General features: G+C 45.0%; 14 protein-coding genes. 3 read left to right on the top strand and 11 right to left on the bottom strand.

Features of this window, described 5'->3' with window-relative positions:
• Positions 1 to 22: 22 nt before the first annotated feature.
• On the top strand, positions 23 to 865 hold the full coding sequence (locus SYNPCCP_RS03710; RefSeq protein ID WP_010871923.1) for an ABC transporter permease: 843 nt from the start codon (positions 23 to 25) through the stop codon (positions 863 to 865).
• A gap of 56 nt (positions 866 to 921) precedes the next feature.
• Complete coding sequence (locus SYNPCCP_RS03705; RefSeq protein WP_010871922.1) at positions 922 to 1,722, top strand: ABC transporter ATP-binding protein; 801 nt, start codon at positions 922 to 924, stop codon at positions 1,720 to 1,722.
• Between the two features lie 31 nt (positions 1,723 to 1,753).
• On the opposite strand, the gene SYNPCCP_RS03700 is transcribed toward SYNPCCP_RS03705, so the two are convergent.
• The 5 genes from SYNPCCP_RS03700 to SYNPCCP_RS03680 all read right to left on the bottom strand — a co-directional run bounded on the left by SYNPCCP_RS03700 (position 1,754) and on the right by SYNPCCP_RS03680 (position 6,935).
• Complete coding sequence (locus SYNPCCP_RS03700) at positions 1,754 to 2,890, bottom strand: DegT/DnrJ/EryC1/StrS family aminotransferase (protein ID WP_010871921.1); 1,137 nt, start codon at positions 2,888 to 2,890, stop codon at positions 1,754 to 1,756.
• 72 nt (positions 2,891 to 2,962) lie between these two features.
• Positions 2,963 to 3,292, bottom strand: coding sequence for a co-chaperone YbbN (locus SYNPCCP_RS03695; RefSeq protein WP_010871920.1), 330 nt, complete (start codon positions 3,290 to 3,292; stop codon positions 2,963 to 2,965).
• Between the two features lie 151 nt (positions 3,293 to 3,443).
• Positions 3,444 to 4,145, bottom strand: a complete 702-nt coding sequence (ctaE, locus tag SYNPCCP_RS03690) for a cytochrome c oxidase subunit CtaE (RefSeq protein ID WP_010871919.1) — start codon at positions 4,143 to 4,145, stop codon at positions 3,444 to 3,446.
• A gap of 47 nt (positions 4,146 to 4,192) precedes the next feature.
• Positions 4,193 to 5,848 (bottom strand): cytochrome c oxidase subunit I, encoded by a 1,656-nt coding sequence (gene ctaD, locus SYNPCCP_RS03685; protein WP_010871918.1) that lies wholly within the window; start codon positions 5,846 to 5,848, stop codon positions 4,193 to 4,195.
• Between the two features lie 88 nt (positions 5,849 to 5,936).
• Positions 5,937 to 6,935: a cytochrome c oxidase subunit II gene (locus SYNPCCP_RS03680; protein WP_010871917.1), complete on the bottom strand. Its 999-nt coding sequence runs from the start codon at positions 6,933 to 6,935 to the stop codon at positions 5,937 to 5,939.
• Between the two features lie 321 nt (positions 6,936 to 7,256).
• Here SYNPCCP_RS03680 and SYNPCCP_RS03675 point away from each other — a divergent pair, with 321 nt between their 5' ends.
• A complete protein-coding gene (locus SYNPCCP_RS03675) occupies positions 7,257 to 9,845 on the top strand; it encodes a TIGR03960 family B12-binding radical SAM protein (RefSeq protein WP_020861518.1) in 2,589 nt (862 codons plus the stop codon).
• Here the strand turns inward: SYNPCCP_RS03675 and SYNPCCP_RS03670 are convergent.
• The 6 genes from SYNPCCP_RS03670 to SYNPCCP_RS03645 form a co-directional block, all read right to left on the bottom strand.
• Positions 9,842 to 11,989 (bottom strand): KAP family NTPase, encoded by a 2,148-nt coding sequence (locus SYNPCCP_RS03670; protein WP_010871915.1) that lies wholly within the window; start codon positions 11,987 to 11,989, stop codon positions 9,842 to 9,844. The two genes, SYNPCCP_RS03675 and SYNPCCP_RS03670, sit on opposite strands and share 4 nt — an antisense overlap.
• A gap of 449 nt (positions 11,990 to 12,438) precedes the next feature.
• On the bottom strand, positions 12,439 to 12,885 hold the full coding sequence (locus SYNPCCP_RS03665) for an NUDIX hydrolase (RefSeq protein ID WP_010871914.1): 447 nt from the start codon (positions 12,883 to 12,885) through the stop codon (positions 12,439 to 12,441).
• Positions 12,886 to 12,889: 4 nt separating this feature from the next.
• Complete coding sequence (gene argH / locus SYNPCCP_RS03660; RefSeq protein ID WP_010871913.1) at positions 12,890 to 14,275, bottom strand: argininosuccinate lyase; 1,386 nt, start codon at positions 14,273 to 14,275, stop codon at positions 12,890 to 12,892.
• Positions 14,276 to 14,346: 71 nt separating this feature from the next.
• On the bottom strand, positions 14,347 to 14,541 hold the full coding sequence (locus SYNPCCP_RS03655) for a hypothetical protein (protein ID WP_041425925.1): 195 nt from the start codon (positions 14,539 to 14,541) through the stop codon (positions 14,347 to 14,349).
• 101 nt (positions 14,542 to 14,642) lie between these two features.
• On the bottom strand, positions 14,643 to 16,001 hold the full coding sequence (locus SYNPCCP_RS03650) for a PP2C family protein-serine/threonine phosphatase (protein WP_010871912.1): 1,359 nt from the start codon (positions 15,999 to 16,001) through the stop codon (positions 14,643 to 14,645).
• Positions 16,002 to 16,359: 358 nt separating this feature from the next.
• Positions 16,360 to 17,715 (bottom strand): TIGR03279 family radical SAM protein, encoded by a 1,356-nt coding sequence (locus SYNPCCP_RS03645; protein WP_010871911.1) that lies wholly within the window; start codon positions 17,713 to 17,715, stop codon positions 16,360 to 16,362.
• Between the last annotated feature and the right edge of the window lie 164 nt (positions 17,716 to 17,879).

The following is a 17,879-nucleotide window of genomic DNA, read 5'->3' as shown; positions in this document are numbered from 1 at the left end:
GCCAATCAATTTCCCTAATACTATGACTATTGCCCAGGATAAATTATCAGATTATCCCTCTAAAGAATCCCTCAAGCCCACAGTTTTTTGGCGCATTGGTGGGGAAATACCCGAATCTCTCAAATGGTCGTTAATGTCCTTATCGATCATTATTCCTTTGGTATTGTGGGCACTGCTTTCATCTTTACCCACTGTGAGTGATGTTTTTCTGCCTTCGCCCCAGTCGGTAATTCAAGCCTTGATAAAGCTATTTAAGGATGGATTTCTAATCCAGGATTCCCTGACTAGTTTTGGGCGAGTAGTGGGGGGATTTTTTTTAGGGGGATTGGTGGCTATTCCCTTGGGGATTTTAATGGGGACATTTCCCAGCATACGTAGCCTAACAGAGCCAATTATTGGTGTGGTGCGTTACATGCCAGCCCCAGCCTTTATTCCATTATTAATTATTTACCTCGGCATTGATGAGGCTTCAAAAATTGCCTTAATTTTCATTGGGACAATATTTTTTAATACCCTGATGATTATGGATGCGGTCAAATTTATTCCCAAGGAATTAATTGAAGTTACCTATACCCTAGGGGGATTAAGGAAACAGATTTTGTTTAAGGTCATCACCCCCTACATTATTCCCAATATTCTTGACGCCTTTCGGATCAACATGGCGGCGGCTTGGAACTTGGTAGTGGTGGCGGAATTGGTGGCGGCAGACAATGGCTTAGGGAAGCGTATTTTGCTAGCTCAGAAATTTTTGAAAACCGATGAGATTTTTGCTTGCTTAATTGTTTTGGGATTAATTGGCTTTGCGTTGGATTTATCATTTCGCCTCATCCTCAGATTCACTTGTAAATGGTCTTTGGAACAATAAGTCAGATTTTTTCCATCATTACAAAACTATTAAATTAATTGTAAATAATAAAAACCATGCATCTAGAAATAACTGATTTAAATCGGGTGTTTGTCGGCAAACGGGGGTCAGTGGTAGCTCTAAAAAACATCAATATGCACATTGAAACCGGGGAATTTGTGTGTGCAGTGGGGGCTTCTGGTTCCGGAAAATCGACCCTTTTGAGGTTAATTGCTGGTTTGGATACTCCGACTTCCGGCACCATTAATGTGGATGGACAAAGGGTGACGGGACCAGGGGCTGACCGGGGTATGGTTTTCCAACATTACAGTCTTTTTCCCTGGATGACTGTGCGGCAAAATGTAGAATTTGGTCTCAAACTCCAAGGTTGCTCCCAAAAGGAACGCTTTGACACCGCTAGTTATTATCTGGACGTGGTGGGGCTAATTAATTTTTCTGAAGCTTATCCCAGGGAATTGTCCGGTGGCATGAAACAACGGGTGGCGATCGCCAGGTCTTTGGCTTGCCATCCAAAAGTCTTATTAATGGATGAACCCTTTGGCGCTTTAGATATTCAAACCAAGGAAAGGATGCATGAATATCTGATTGATATTTGGCAAAGACTGCAATGTAGCATTTTGATGATTACCCATGACGTGGAGGAAGCCGTATTTCTGGCCCAACGGGTTTATGTGTTGAGTTCCCGTCCCGGCACTATTCAGCGGGAATTAACCATTAATCTGCCGGGGGATGAAGAAACTCCGAAAAATCGGACCTATAAAATTAAGCGGGAACCAGAGTTTTTTAAATATAGCGATGAAATTTCTAGCCTATTGAGGGGTAGGGAAACGGAAGAAACGGAGGCGATCGCTAGCTAAAATTGGGGCAGAATATTCCTGAATAAGAAATCTAGGACTGCAAATGGCGAACTAACGCTTCCCCGACCCGGGTCGCTTCCTCTGGAGTAGTACCGGAGGTTAAAGGGGGACAAATGTGACGGGGACACCAGGTTTCTGCATTGGGAAAAGATTGCCCAGGACAAACATCTTTAAACACCGGTTGTAAATGGCAGGGAATTTCGTACACTGTCCCTCCCAAATAAATTTCCTCTGCCGCCAGAGCTTCTTTCATTTGGGCCGGGGTTTTGCCTTCCGGTAACAACACCATCAGTTTGTATTGACTGGCCCTGTCCATGTGGTCAGTGGAAACAAACTCAATGCCCGCTTCCCTGAGGGGGGTTGTGATTAGTTCGTAGGCCTTTTGTCTGGTGGCCAACATTCTCTCTAACTTGGCCAGGTGAATTTGTCCCAACAAAGCGTGGATTTCCGTCATGCGGGTGCTGTTGCCAAAGTCCGTATGCAGACCACCAAAATTCATGCCCCGTTTTCCCTGGTTTCGCAATGAACGGGCAATGGTATCTTCTTCGTCATCATTGAGGGTGACCATGCCGCCTTCAAAGGTGGTCATTACTTTGGTGGGGAAAAAGGAAAAGGAAGCGCCATCAGCTAAGTTGCCCGCCTGTTTACCTTGGAGTTGACTGCCGTGGGCGTGGGCCGTATCTTCCCAAACGTAGAGGCCTTTGCCATGGCAATAATCCACCACTGCGGGGAATTCGGGGGAAATTACGCCGCCGATATGCACCCAAAAAACACCGGACAAAGGTTTGGGGTAACTTTTGCCTTCGACCGCTTCCTTAACCATGGCTAGGGAAGGGGCAAAGGTTTTGGGGTCCATGTCCAAATATTGCACATCACTGTTTACCCGCAACACAGAAGCAACGGTGGCAAAATTTGTGTTGGTGGGCACAAGAACAGTGGTATTTTCCGCCTGCTTCAACCGCAAGAGAATTTCCAGCCCAGAGGTGCCGCTATTAACCGAAATAGCGTTTTTGGTACCAACAAATTCCGCAAAGCCCCGTTCAAACTCCTGGGTGTGGTTTCCCAAAATCAAAGTGCCGGATTTGAGGATTTGCCTGGCCTCATCCAGAAAAAATTCAATTTCGTCGTCGCTAATGTCGAAGTAAAAAGGTTTAATTGCGGCGGCCATGGTTAGAGAGAAAGGATTATAAACAAATAGCTCTGGTCAGTTTAGGGAATGCTTTCGGCAATCAGCACCGTCTTAAATAAAATCCAATTCCTCTTTCAGTAACTCCAGTAATTTGGGTTTGGCGATCGCCCCTTCGTGGGTCATCACTAGCTCATTATTTTTGAACAAACGCAGCGCTGGTACCCCTTCCACTTTGCATTGGGCTACGGCGGCAGGGTTGGGATCCACTTCCAACTTGAGCACTTTGAGCTTATCACCATAATCCTTGGCGATCGCCTGGATAGCAGGGGCCATCAACCGACAAGGGCCACACCAGGAAGCCCAAAAATAAACCAACACAGGCTTAGTTTGCCCTTGGGTTTCCTGCTCAAATTCAGCGTCGGTGATTTCCAGTAAACTCATGGTAATGGTCAAGAACTCTTTTGATTACTTAGGGGTTTGGGCTATTCAGTTGGGCAATGGAAGGACTAGGGAATGCCAACCCGACTCTCTATCATCCCACGAAATTAACCCATCACAAGGTAGGTTTGCCCTAACGCCCAAGGTCTTTCCATCACAGTAAGTAAACCAAAATAAACAAAACAATCCAGACCACATCGACGAAATGCCAGTACAATTCCGCCGCTTCTACCCCGAAATGGGATGTGCGGGAGTAATGGCCCGGTTGCCGTGATCGCCAGAGCACAGAAAGGATTAATAGCAATCCAAAAGTAACATGGAGCCCGTGAAAGCCCGTGAGCACATAAAAGCAACTGGCAAATAAATTGGTAGTTAGCCCCATTTCCAGGTGGAAATATTCATACATCTGACCAGCTAAAAAGATAATACCCATGGCGGCAGTAATGCCAAACCATTTTTGCAACCCGGCATTGTCATTATTACGAATGGCGGCTTGACCTTTGTGCATGACAAAGCTACTGGAAATCAGAATAATACTGTTGACCCCTGGCAGGAGTAATTCTAACTCTGGTGTGCCCTCAGGAGGCCAGGCAGGCATCACACTGCGATAAATCAGATAGGCGGTGAACAGACCCAAAAAAATGGCACTTTCCGCCACCAGGAACAGGACAACTCCAAACATTCGTAGATCGGGGTGACCATGGTGGCCGTGGGCTTCCCCTGGGGTATAGGTACTGTTTAAATCGGAGCTAAGGGCAGTGGTTTGCATAGGACTGACAATTAATCGCTGGATCGTTGCTGAATTTCTAGAATTTTGCCAAAAATCTCTGGCGGTCGGGCCCATGGGGGAGGTCATTAGGTCATTAAGCTAGCCATCCCCCTAAGCACAGAAAGTTAAAGAAACTAACTTCCTGCCGCATCGGCAATTAGGGTTTGGACTGTTTCTTCGTCATCCATTAACTCCGTGTCAATACCAAAATCGTAGGGACCACACCAGAGCACTGGTTCTTCTTCAAAGTTTTCAATAATAGGAGGAGAGGCCGTTTGCCATTCTAGGGTCAGAGCTCGCCAAGGATTCCGGGCCGCCTTTTCCCCCTTAAACAAACTCCAAAAAACGTTGATGACAAAAGGAATGGTGGAAGCGGCTAAAACGTAGGCTCCAATGGTGCTCAAAACGTTTAGGGGTTGAAATTCAACGTCGTAGAGGGCAATGCGGCGGTTCATTCCCATTAACCCCAACTCATGCATGGGCATAAAGGTTAAATTCATGCCGATAAAAGTGAGGATGAAGTGAAGACGACCCAGGGGCTCATTGACCATGCGGCCAGTCATTTTCGGGAACCAGTGGTAAACCCCAGAAAATAAAGCAAAGGCGCTGCCACCAAAGAGCACGTAATGGAAGTGTCCCACCACAAAATAGGTGTCGTGGACATGGATATCGAACGGAACAGACGCCACCATTACCCCGGTTAGCCCACCAATCATGAAGCTAGATAGGAAACCAAAGGCAAACAACATGGCGGAGTTGAGTTGAATTTTGCCGCCCCAGAGGGTACCGCACCAACTGAAAATTTTGATCCCCGTGGGCACAGCAATCAACATGGTGGTAGCCATGAAGAACATCCGTAACCAACCGGGGGTACCGCTGGTGAACATATGGTGGGCCCAGACAATCAAGCCCAGAAAGCTAATGGCCAAACTCGAATAGGCGATCGCCCGGTAGCCAAAGATGGGTTTGCGGGCGTGGACAGGAATGACCTCAGAGATTACGCCAAAAAAGGGCAAAATCATGATGTACACCGCCGGATGGGAGTAAAACCAGAATAAATGCTGGTAAACCACCGGGTCTCCCCCCCCCACTGGGTTAAAGAAGCTAGTGCCGGCAATCAGGTCAAAGGAAAGCAGAATCAGAGCGGATGCTAACACTGGGGTGGAAAGCAAAATCAAAGAAGAGGTGGCCAGCATAGCCCAGCAAAACAGGGGCATACTGTGCAAATCCATGTCCTTGATACGCATCTTCAAAATGGTGGTAACAAAATTAATCGCCCCCAGAATGGAGGAGGTCCCCACCAACAGCAAACTCAAAATCCACAGTTCTTCTCCCCATTTACCACTCAGCAAACTCAAAGGTGGATAGGAAGTCCAGCCTGCCTGGGGTGCCCCCACAAAAAAGCTGGAAATAAGCAAAATGCCCCCCGGTGGAGTTAGCCAAAAAGCAACGGCATTGAGGCGAGGAAAAGCCATATCCTCTGTGCCCACCATGAGGGGAATGAGATAGTTGGCAAAGGCCGCCCCTGCCGGCACAATCCACAGAAAGATCATAATCGTGCCGTGGAGGGTCATCAGTTGGTTATACATTTCCGGCTGGACAAAATCCGGGGATGGAGTGGCTAATTCCGTCCGCATGGCTTCCGCAAAGGAACCGCCAATGAAAAAGAAGAGGAAAGACGTAACTAGATATTGGATGCCAATCACCTTATGGTCAACGCAAAAGGTAAAGTAATCCGTCCATTTGCGGCGGGGATGATTAGCCGTTAGATTCTCAGCGGCAATAGTCATAAAAAGTTTTCTACCAAATTTGTCAAAATTTACAGGGTTTTAAAGCAAAACTGACCAGTACGACTCAAGGTTAGGTGTTCCAACCAAATCAGAGTAGATCTCCAACCGGAGAGGTTTGATCTTTTAATTGGGCTAAAGCTTCAGTTTGTACTCCCATTTCTTTCGCATAGGGGGCTAAATATTCGTTGGGGGTCATGGCGGTGGTCGCTTTGGGCAATGTCATTGCCATGGATTCCGTTGGAGCCGGAGCATTGGCCGCCACCCAGTCGTCATACTCTTCGGGGGTATGGGCGTAGAAGACCGATTTCATGCCCCCATGGTAAGCACCACACAACTCAGCACAGATAACCGGATACTGCCCAGGGGTGCTGGCATTAAACACCAAGGTACTGCCCCGCCCCGGAATCACATCCTGCTTTAACCGTAATTGGGGAATCCAAAAGGCATGGATCACATCCCCGGCTTCCATGTTCAATTGCACCGGGCGATCGATGGGGGCGTGCAGTTCGCCGGAAATAATCCCCGTTTCGGGATAGGTGAAAATCCACGCATACTGAATTCCCTTCACATCTACCATCAGGGGGTTGACTCCTTGTTCTTCGCTATCTAAACCAATGCCCAGGGCAACATCTCCGTCCCCAGCCATAGCCACCATATTCCCCATGCTCCCCATATGTCCCATGTGGTTATGGGCCATCTGCTGACCGGCATTATCCCTAGAAATGGTTGGATCCAAACCGCCCAGGTTGTTGTACACCTCAAAGCTATACACCGCCAAGGTAAAAACAATCACCGTAGGGATGGCAGTCCAGAGAATTTCCAGGGGCACGTTACCTTCTATGGGTGGACCATCGGTTTGGTCGTCTTTGCGTCGGCGAAAGCGGATCAGGCAATAAACCAAAACTCCTTCTACCAAGAGGAATAATCCTGTGGCAATGGTCATCATGTAGTTAAAAATGCCATCCACCTTTTCTGCATCGGCGGAGGCAGCCACGGGCATCAGACCATGATTCTGTCCGTACCATAAACTAACAACTGTGATCACAACGCCGATGAGAAGGGTTATGACACTACCGGGAATTTTCACAGCAAACCTCTATCTCTCGGAAAACAACAAAAATTACAATCCCCTACAGGGTAAAGCAATTCTCCAGAGCGGGGTCAAGCTCCAGCCAAATTCTTCAGAGTTCTTTAACAATCTTGCCGTCTCCTTCTGTGCCTGTTTTTATGATAAATTTGTTCTATGGCAATCATTGTCTTCGCTGATAAAGGGGATTTCTACCCCTGCAGCAACGAATGTTTTCTGTTGCTAATCCCTCCCTAATCCTGGTTCTCAAAACTGGTAGCAGACTATTCCCCCAAAGCTCCGTGCGATAATGGGTAACTGCCCAACGCCAAAGTGAAAACCATGCCAGTGCCCGTAGAAACCCTGATTAATGCCGAGATCCATAAGCCCGCCCGGTATCTAGGCAACGAATTGGGGACAGTGCACAAGGAATGGAAAAGTGCTACGGTGCGCTGGGTATTGACCTATCCCGAAGTTTATGAGCTGGGAGCCTCCAACCTGGGGCATATTTTGCTCTACAACATCATCAATGCCCAACCCAGGCAATTGTGCGATCGCACCTATCTCCCCGCCGCCGACTTGGCAACAAAACTGCGAGAAACAAATACGCCCTTATTCTCCTTGGAATCCCGTCGTTACTTACCAGAATTCGACATTTTAGGCTTTAGTTTGAGCTACGAATTGGGAGCCACTAATATTTTGGAAATGTTGGAATTGGCCCATATTCCCCTCACTTGGCAGGAAAGAAAAGAGGGGGATTATCCACTGATTTTTGCCGGGGGACAAACTGCCACTTCTAATCCCGAACCCTATGCCGACTTTTTCGATTTCATTGCCCTGGGGGACGGGGAAGAATTGTTACCAGAAATTGGCTTGGTACTAGAAGAAGGGAAACTTCAGGGATTAAGCAAAGAAAATTTATTACTTGATTTAGCCCAAGTGCCAGGGGTTTATGTGCCCCGCTTTTATGACATGGCCAATGATGGTTCCGTACATCCTAATCGGGACGATGTGCCCAAACGCATTATGCGCCGGGTGGCCACCCCCATCCCTGCTTACTCCATTGGCTTGGTACCTTTGATTGAAACTGTTCACGATCGCCTGACGGTGGAAATTCGTCGGGGCTGTACTAGGGGCTGTCGTTTTTGCCAACCGGGAATGTTGACCCGTCCGGCCAGGGATGTGGAGCCGGAAGCAGTGATTGATGCCATTGAAACAGGTATTCGACAAACGGGTTATAACGAATTTTCTTTGCTTTCCCTCAGTTGTTCCGATTATTTAGCTTTACCAGCGGTGGGATTGGAAATCAGAAATCGCCTCAAAAATGAAAATATTGCCCTCACTTTGCCCAGCCAAAGGGTGGATCGTTTTGATGAAAATATTGCCAACATTCTTGGCGGCACTAGACAGGGAAGTTTAACTTTTGCTCCAGAGGCAGGCACCCAAAGGTTGCGGGATGTGATTAACAAGGGGTTGACCAACGAAGAATTATTGCGGGGAATTAAAACCGCGGTGGAACAGGGTTGGGATAAGGTCAAACTTTATTTCATGATTGGCTTGCCGGGGGAAACCGATGTGGACGTTCTAGGTATTGTGGAAACGGTGCAATGGTTGCGCCAAGAATGTCGTTTACCCCAGCGTCGAGCTTTAAATTTTAATCTGACCATTTCCAATTTCACCCCCAAACCCCATACCCCTTTTCAATGGCATTCTGTTTCTACCAGTGAGTTCCGCCGCAAACAGGATTTACTGCGACAGGCTTTTAAAGGGGTGCGAGGAGTGAAAGTGAATTATACCGATGTCCGCATTTCCGCCATGGAAGACTTTGTCGGTCGAGGCGATCGCCGTTTGGGGCAAGTGGTACGTCGTGCCTGGGAATTGGGAGCAGGAATGGATGCCTGGTGGGAAAGTTTGGACAAAGCCTATGGGGCCTGGGCCCAGGCGATCGACGAAGCGGATTTAACCTGGAAATATCGCCTTGTAGAAGACGGAGAATGGAATATTTTCCATGGGGATACCCCCGATGAAAATGTCTATGATGCTCCCCTACCCTGGGACCACCTCGATACCGGCATTGATAAAACTTGGCTCAAAAATGACTTATTTAACGCCCTAGAAGCGGCCACCGTTCCCGACTGTTCCTTTGACGGTTGCTCCCATTGCGGCGTGTGTGGGGTGGATTTTGGTCACAATATTATTGCTCCGGTGCCCTCTATTCCAGTTTTTGATGGGGACTTTAAACCCAACACTAACCGGGTACAGCGCCTAAGAGTCTGGTTTGGCAAGCAAAATTCCATGGCTTTGGTGAGTCATCTCGACCTAGTGCGACTATTTGATCGAGCTATGCGTCGCACAGGTTTGCCCATTGCCTTCACCGGAGGATTCCATCCTGGACCCCGTATTTCCATTGCCAATGCCTTACCTTTGGGCTCCAGTAGTAGCGGGGAAATAGTCGATTTTGACCTCACAGAAATGCTCGACCCAGGGGAATTTCGCCAACGCTTAGCCGCCGTTTTACCAGTAGATTTACCTGTTTACCAAGTGGAAGAAGTGGATCCCAAATCCCCAGCGGTGACGCAATTATTGGCCCAAGCCCGTTACCAAGTGCAATTAATTACTGAAGAACCGGTGACATTAACCCAATGGCAAACCTGGACGGAAGAAATTCTTGCTCAAGAAGAAATATTGTGGGAAAAAACAACCAAACGGGGCAAAAAAGTCACCCTTAATTTACGGGAACAGTTGCTTGATTTATCTATCCTTGCAATGACATCAGAAGGAGTTACTGTTGATTACATGGGAACTTGCCGCAATGATGGCACCCAGCTACAACCCCGTAATTTAGCATATTTGTTTGAGCAAGTGAGTGGGGTTAATATGCAGTTAGGTCAAATTCATCGCCTGACGTTGATGCTTGCTAGTAGTAATTAAAAGCTATCAGGTTTTTGATTAAAAAACATTATTCCTATGAGTTTATTTATTTTATTAACAATAGCAGGAGAATAAGCAATATATTTCTTGTATTGCCTAATAAGAGAAATATAATAATCAATAATATATACAATAAATGCGCCTAAAGCCTGAGTTGTTTTAACAGTTAAATATTTATTTAAATTTTTTTGGATTTTATGATTATTTAACCTGTTGTTCTCTTGAATTGCCTCAATGCTTCTATACTCAACTACAATTAAAAATTCACAGATAAAACAAGCCTCATAGCCAATACATGATTTGTGTTCATTATGGTGATATAGCAACTGAAAATAATTAAAAATTGAATAAAGAATATGACCTTGTTGAAAAGAGCTTATCTTTAAAAAATAATCAGTTGATTTTTTGACGTCAATTTTATTTAGAAACTCTTCTTTAGGGAGAAAATATTCAATTTCGTCATTTTTTCGATAGATTAATTCGGCAAGATTCATGTGTGGGTAATGATTCAAAGGATTAGTATCTAAAATTTGATTAATTTTCTTTAGATAGTTATTATTATAAATAGAACGCATTTTTCTTGCAATAGTTAACTTGATTTCTTCGAAATATGAGTCATTGTCACTAGTAAACGCAAGTTCTTTATATTGTACAAAATATGTTTCTGAAGAAAAATTGGATATTTCTAGAACTTCCTGCCAAAATCGAGTTTCATTCGTGATTGAAAAATGTTGAATATAATCCTTTGCCATTTGAATTAGCATACTTATATCTTCTGAAATTAACTCTTCTTTAGAGAAAAATATTAAGAGAGAAATGACATGTAGAAAAATTCCAATATGTTCAAATTGATCCCTATTTTTGATTTTCTCAATAGCAATATTTATTAATTCATCAAATATTTCATCGGATTCAATTCGATCATAGTGATAAAGCTTAAGCCATAATTCAGAGTCTTGACTAACATAATACTTACTGTTGATGAATGTATGATACAAAGCTTGCTTGTCAATTATGCCATGTTCAAAAAATTCTCCCCACCATAAATAATTAGGCAAAAAATATTCAAAACTGAAAACATATTTGTATTGTAATCGATGACAAAACGTAAAAAAATGTTCATATTTATAGTTTTCTTTTACTTTTTCACTTATTTTTGTGTAATTTGAAGCAATATTTGAAGAATATTCACCATATATATCGCTTAATATTTTTATCTGGTCTTCTGGGAGATTACCTAGTTTAGTTTCTATAGATAGAATGGTCAGAGACTTTAATAGATCATCAAGAAAATCAATATTATTTAAGGCTTTTTCAGGTAAATAAGAATAAATACGATCAAAATCATAAATTATTGATTTCAATGTCCTTAAATTATTAGAGTCACTAGTTTCAAATAGCTCTTTAATAAAGTCTCGTTTTTTAGATAAATATGTTTTCTCTTGTTCATCTTTACAAACTAAGTTTAAAAATTGTTCAAAAGCTTTATTAAAGGATGTGTTGACAGTAAATCTCTTACCTATAACCTTTTCTTTGATTTTGTCAAATGTCTTTGTTTCATAAGACTGAATTATGTTTCCCTCAATTTTATCTTCATCAGCAATAAGAATAACTTTGAGTGCTTGATGCTCAACAAAAAAATTAATATAACCAAGTAGATCATTGATGTCAATTTTACACCTTTCTAAATCATCAAGGATTAGAATTTTATTATCTAGATTTGTAAACTCATTTAAAATTTTAGTATTTTTTAAGTCTTTTAAATCAATTTTCAATGAAGATTTTAAAAGAATATTTATAACAGAGCCAGTTAATTGAATTTTCCTATCTGCCAAGATGGGTATAAGTTTTTGTATAATGAGAATATCAATAGATTCTATATCCTTAATTCCATACAAACTAATATATATTGCTTTTGAATTTTCCTTATGCTGATTGTTTTTTAATGAAAAATATTTCTTTTTAAAATTAAAACTTTCATTATTTTCTTTGTCTTCCAATTGAAAATAATTCTTGATAAAATGGGTTTTTCCACATCCCCATTCACCTTTTAAAAGAATGGCGAAACCAGGAGAATCTAATTTTTTATAGTAATTAAGATATTCTTTAATATTTTCATTGTGGGACTGATTATCTTCAATCATAGCTTACCTAATGTTTGATAATTTTGCTATTTTAGCCCATTTAAATTATCTTTGATGTTAAATATGCGACTGTGCGTAATCCCAGTGTAGAAGCGATCGCCTGACCATTGTGCGAAATCCTAGTGATGAACTAAAAACTGGAACACTAAACGCTATGCTAAAGCAACTGGGATTGAATTGCCCTGATATAGAAGGTAGTTATAATGGCTAAAACTCTTTATGAACAGGATTTACAAAAGTAGATTGAGCAAACGATCGCCACTTTATAAAAACCTGATTTTAAAGCTTCAGATATTGAGCAGTTGGTGTACTTAGGGAAATCGGATGAGAGACGATCGCCAATTTGGACCAGTTCCCCGACCATTGAACATAGGGGATGGGTATCAAAGACCTTGTCGAAAACTTAGCTGATTTATACAAAATATTTGCTCAATAAGAAATGCAGGGAATCAAGCAATGATTGTTTCCCCCCGTAAAAAATCCTGTAGTTGTTGATCGTGGTCATGGCTTAATGCTCCTAACGGTAAATCTTCCACCGCAAAAGCTTTTACTTCGGATATTTCCTGGCGATCGCCAATGAGCAAATCACCTTGCGCTTTAACCACCAGGGAAATGGTGACGGAGTGCATGCGGGGATCTCTGTCGGGACTGGAATAGACCCCAAGCAGGCGATCTATTTTTATCAACCGTAAACCAGTTTCTTCCTGTAACTCTCGGGCGGCCGTTATTGCCACTGTTTCCCCCCAGTCGATCAGCCCCCCTGGTAAACTCCATTGCCCTGTATCCCGTCGTTTGACTAGGACTATGGAACTATCTGATAGAACCGGAATTACCGTCACTGCTGATAGGGGACGACGGAGCAGTAACTTAATGAAAACCTGGGCATATCTCCACACCAATTTAAGTCTGGCTTAATTCAGCTTTGGCATTGGCGATCGCCATTTTCACCTGTTCAAAGCCCGTGCCCCCGTAACTATTGCGTGCCGCCACCACTTGCTGGGGGGTAATAGCTTGGTAAATATCCTCTTCAAAAGCGGGATGGAGCGCTTGCCATTCCGCCAGGGTTAAATCCTTGAGCAATTTCCCTGCCGCCAAACTGGTTTTAACCACCTTGCCCACCAGATTATAAGCTTCCCGGAAGGGGACTCCCTTAGCCGCCAAGTAATCCGCCACATCCGTCGCATTGGAAAAATCTTCCGCCACCGCCTCCGCTAACCGTTCTTGACGAAAAACAATACCTTCATCAAGCAAAATGGTCATGGCTTCCAGGCTCACTTGCACCGTTTTTACTGCATCAAACAGGGCTTCCTTGTCTTCCTGCAAATCCTTGTTATAGGCCAGGGGCAAACCTTTCATCAGTACTAGCATTCCTTGCAGATGACCCATCACCCGCCCGGCTTTACCCCGAATTAACTCTGGTACGTCTGGATTTTTCTTTTGGGGCATAATGCTTGATCCTGTGGCACAGCTATCGGTCAAACTGATAAAGCTAAATTCCTGGGAAGCCCAGAGGATCATTTCTTCGCTCAGCCGACTGAGGTGCACCATGATCAAACTGGCGGCGTTGAGAAATTCAATGGCAAAATCCCGATCGCTCACCCCATCTAAGCTGTTGGCGTAAACCCCTGCAAACCCCAACAATTCGGCACTGTAATGGCGATCGATGGGAAAAGTTGTTCCTGCTAAAGCCCCAGAACCGAGGGGAGAAACGTTAGTTCTAGCTCGAATTTCCCCTAACCGTTGCCAATCCCGTTGGGCCATCTGGAAATAGGCCAGTAGATGGTGAGCCAAACTGACCGGTTGGGCCCGTTGTAGGTGGGTGTAGCCGGGAATTAAGGTTTCCACATTGGTTTCCGCCAGTTGGAGCAACACTGCTTGAAAATCCCTTAACCGTTGGCGGATGTCATCAATTTGGGCACGCAGGTAAAGACGAACATCGGTTCCTACTTGGTCATTGCGGGAACGGGCAGTGTGGAGTTTTTTGCCCACATCCCCCACCAATTCTGTTAATCGGCGTTCCACAGCAAAGTGAACGTCTTCCTGGTCTACCCCTGGATTGAAATTACCGGCTCGGTATTCCTGGCGAATTTGCTCCAAGCCCTGCACTAGCTGTTCTGCTTCCCCTGGGCTGATAATGCCCGTCTTGGCCAACATTTTGCCATGGGCGATCGAGCCATCCAGGTCATATTCGATTAGTTCAATGTCAAAACCAATGCTGGCATTAAACAGGGCAATGGCGGGGTGCAATGTGCCTTCAAAACGATCGCTCCAGGTTTTTTTTGTCATTGGGATGGGGGGATTTCGTTGTGATAGTTAGCAAATGATGGCGGAGTAGTTAGTTTGAGAGGGGAAAAATATTAACCACCAGTGAAACCCCGTATGCCCCAACCAAGCACAAAACCAATAATCAAAGCCCAAATTTGCCCAGACTGGATAAAATTATTCCAGGCATTTTGGAAGTCAGCGAGGATATCAATGGATTTAATCGCACTGATATTCTGAGCAAAAACCATACTGTCCGTCAGCCAAGGAAAAGAAATTATTTGAGACATTTGCCAGTGGATATAACTGTGTCCCAGCCAGTCAGATGGTACAAAGATTGAAATTACTTCTGTAAACTGCCACATAGACGCTGACTCCCAAACAGTAAGGCTCACTCCGTCGATTTTACCCGCAGAACGACCAATGTCATATCGTCTCGGGCGGGGATTTTATCGGTTTGATGACTATTGTCTGAGCCCACAAATGCTTCCACCGAAGTGAAAATTTCCGTAAGGATACCCTGGGCAGTTTGGGCGGTTTCACAGGCCCGTTGGAAAGCAATGCGGAGATTTTTGTCGTCGAATCGATCGCCTTTGGCATTGCCCGCATCGGTCAGACCATCGGTATAGTACAGAACCACGTCCCCGGGAACAAGCTGAATCTGGGCATCCCGGTAATTGGAATCCGACTCCAAGCCGATTAAAGCTCCTTCCGTATCCAGGGGAATTAAACATTGGGGGCTGTCACTGCCGGCCCGCCACAATAGGGGAGGGTTATGGGCGGCGTTGCTATAGGAAAGTATGCTCGTTTCGGGGTTATATTCAGAATAAAACAAGGTGACAAAGCGATGGGAATTTTCCAGGTCGGCATACATTACCCGGTTGAGGTGGTTAAGAATTTGGGCTGGACTATGGCGGTTCAGCACTTCTGCCCGCAGCATCCCCCTAGTCATGGTCATAATTAGACCCGCCGGTACTCCTTTACCCATGACATCGCCGATGACAATACTCCAGGGCACCCCCAAATGGCTTGTGTTACGACATAACCAATCCCCCTGGCGCAGTTGGTCATAGTTGGCAGGAATGAAATCGTAGTAATCCCCACCTACCCGACTGGCGGTTTTACACTGGGCAGCAATGTCCAAACCATTAATTTGGGGACAACAACGGGGCAATAGTTGATTTTGAATTTCTGAAGCAATTTCCAATTCCCGATCCTGACTTTCTCTGGATCTCAACTTTTGGTTTAAATCACTATTGGCGATCGCCACAGCGGTTTGATCAGAAATTAGCTGTAGTAACTTACGACGGGTGGGAGTCCAGCTATAGTTACGATCTTGACTAAAGATATATAAGCGGCCCACTTCCTCTTGGTGACTCAAAATGGGGGTGTTATAACAGGCGATCGCCGGTAATTCTTGGCGCAATTGACGGTCAAAATAACTCAGGACAGTGGAAGAATCCAATGTGAGGTTAACCTGGCGGGCCTTCTGCAAAGCGCCTTTAATGGTGCCCTTAAGACTATTTTTGTGGCCATGGATTTGTTCAAAGATAGATATTTCCCCCTCTCTCATTAGAACTAAAGCACTGCCATCGGCATCGGTGACCCTGGTGGCCATCAGAGGGGTCAATTCCAGAAACTGATTCAGATTATGTAAACTCCGCAGGGCGTAGCCCATGGCCCCCAACAGATCCTGCACTTTATTTTGTTCCCGGTACAACTTAGCCACCAACTCCTTGAGAATGACCACCGGAGAAGTGGGAGGTTCAACAAAATTGCCGGGGGGAATAACGGCATCGGTGGACGGTAAGCTAGGCACGGGGGGCATGGAGGACATCCCAGAAAAGTTAGTTGGAGCGATGAAGCAAAAAGCCTATGGAATTGATAGATGAATAAACCAGTAAATCAGAGATTGGTGCATGACGTTTAAAGCCGGGGTGAAAATCGGCTCGTCCATTGAGCAGTTTTACCAAATGGTTTGAGCAAAGTTATTCTTAGCCCACTATCTGTCATGTAAAAACAATTGTTCTCAAGATAGACTGCCGACTACAACTCGGCCTATTGAACCAGCAAACTTCCCCATGGGTAAGAAAAATTAACGGGGTTTTTTAGCAATGGCGGGAGACAGCCATGGGCTGAACACAATGTTCCAACAAACTGGCCACATCAGCCACAGGGTAAATGGTTGTGCCCAACTTTTGAGCCACATCGGCCACCCGGAGGTCATCCAAGAAGCGAGTATCATCATGTTTCAACATCAGAGCAGGCAATAGAATACCATCCCCTAAATCTCTGCCTGCCAATTTAGCGATTAAATCCTGCCCCGTCAATAGTCCCGTCACCGTAATTTCCTGACCCCAATAGTCACTGTTTAAGGGCGCTAAATTAACTGTTAAACCCTTTACCTGATTTAACTGTTCCACCAGTAGCTCAAACGCTTGTTCTACAGCATTGCCCACTACCCAGGTCAACGTCTTGGCTTCGGCGATCGCCGGGGGGAGAAATTCCGCAGCTTGTTGTTGAAACTCCTTAATGAATTGACGGATAGACCCTACCCCGTTGCCAATTTGGGGATAGTCTTCGTAATGGCTTTCCGGTGGCAAAGGTTGACGGGCAATGAGAAACCATTCATCGGCCAACCAAACAAAGTTACCACCTAGTTGCTGGGCAAATTCCTTTTGCAAAGCTTGAACCTGGGCAATTACCTCCGTGGCTTTAGCTTGACCAACGGGGCTTAACTCATCTTCCTGGGGACGAAAACGGGTTAGACCCACCGGCACCACCGCCACTGAAATCACCGCTGGGGTTTCCCCTTGGTGAAACTGGGCTAAGTCCCTCAAAGTTTGCTCTAAGTGCTTACCATCATTAACACCAGGACAAACCACCACCTGGGCGTGGATCTGTAATCTTCTAGCTTGGAACCAAGCCAACTGGTCAAGAATCTGACCGGCCCGATGATTTTTTAACAATCTTTCCCGCACCGATGCTTCCGTGGCATGGATGGAAACGTAGAGGGGAGAAAGCCTTAACTGTTCTATGCGTTGCCATTCCTTGGCACTCAAATTAGTCAAAGTGAGATAACTGCCGTAGAGAAAACTCAGGCGATAGTCATCATCTTTGTAATACAAACTCTCCCGTTTCCCCGGCGGTTGTTGGTCGATGAAACAAAAGGGACAACGGTTATTGCACTGGATCAGCCCGTCGAATAGGGCCGTTTCAAACCCCAGTCCCAAATCCTGATCGAATTCCTTTTCTACCGCCAGTTCATGTAATTCTCCCTGACTGTCCAATACGTCCAATTCCAAATAATCGTCAGCGCAGAGAAATTGATAATCAATCAAATCTCTCGGTGCCTGACCATTAATACGCACAATGGCATCCCCCGGCTCAAAGCCCATTTCTTCCCCCAGGGACCCCGGCAATACAGTACTAATTTTGGCGGGACGCAGAGAAACTTCACTCATGACTTATGGGGCAAGGGGGCAAGGCGGTGGTTTGATGGGTAAAAAAGTTATCGAGAATTACGAAGATCGCGTTAGTTCAATGGATTACTTATCCTGGCCCATTCTACCTTGACCCATGGAGTGCATGGTTTTAACGGCTGTCCGGCCGGGGCAAAAGGCGATCG

Source organism: Synechocystis sp. PCC 6803 substr. PCC-P (assembly GCF_000284455.1).
Classification (GTDB): Bacteria; Cyanobacteriota; Cyanobacteriia; order Cyanobacteriales; family Microcystaceae; genus Synechocystis.
Note: the sequence above shows the minus strand (reverse complement) of the source record. Positions and strands in the feature narration are given on the sequence as shown.

Bases quoted from the DNA above. Each gene is read 5' to 3' on its own strand.
- SYNPCCP_RS03645 (WP_010871911.1), bottom strand. From the start codon at position 17,715: ATGAGTGAAGTTTCTCTGCGTCCCGCCAAAATTAGTACTGTATTGCCG.
- SYNPCCP_RS03670 (WP_010871915.1), bottom strand. From the start codon at position 11,989: ATGATTGAAGATAATCAGTCCCACAATGAAAATATTAAAGAATATCTT.
- SYNPCCP_RS03695 (WP_010871920.1), bottom strand. From the start codon at position 3,292: ATGAGTTTACTGGAAATCACCGACGCTGAATTTGAGCAGGAAACCCAA.
- SYNPCCP_RS03700 (WP_010871921.1), bottom strand. From the start codon at position 2,890: ATGGCCGCCGCAATTAAACCTTTTTACTTCGACATTAGCGACGACGAA.
- ctaE (WP_010871919.1), bottom strand. From the start codon at position 4,145: ATGACCTCCCCCATGGGCCCGACCGCCAGAGATTTTTGGCAAAATTCT.
- SYNPCCP_RS03705 (WP_010871922.1), top strand. From the start codon at position 922: ATGCATCTAGAAATAACTGATTTAAATCGGGTGTTTGTCGGCAAACGG.
- SYNPCCP_RS03710 (WP_010871923.1), top strand. From the start codon at position 23: ATGACTATTGCCCAGGATAAATTATCAGATTATCCCTCTAAAGAATCC.
- SYNPCCP_RS03655 (WP_041425925.1), bottom strand. From the start codon at position 14,541: ATGTCTCAAATAATTTCTTTTCCTTGGCTGACGGACAGTATGGTTTTT.
- SYNPCCP_RS03675 (WP_020861518.1), top strand. From the start codon at position 7,257: ATGCCAGTGCCCGTAGAAACCCTGATTAATGCCGAGATCCATAAGCCC.
- argH (WP_010871913.1), bottom strand. From the start codon at position 14,275: ATGACAAAAAAAACCTGGAGCGATCGTTTTGAAGGCACATTGCACCCC.
- ctaD (WP_010871918.1), bottom strand. From the start codon at position 5,848: ATGACTATTGCCGCTGAGAATCTAACGGCTAATCATCCCCGCCGCAAA.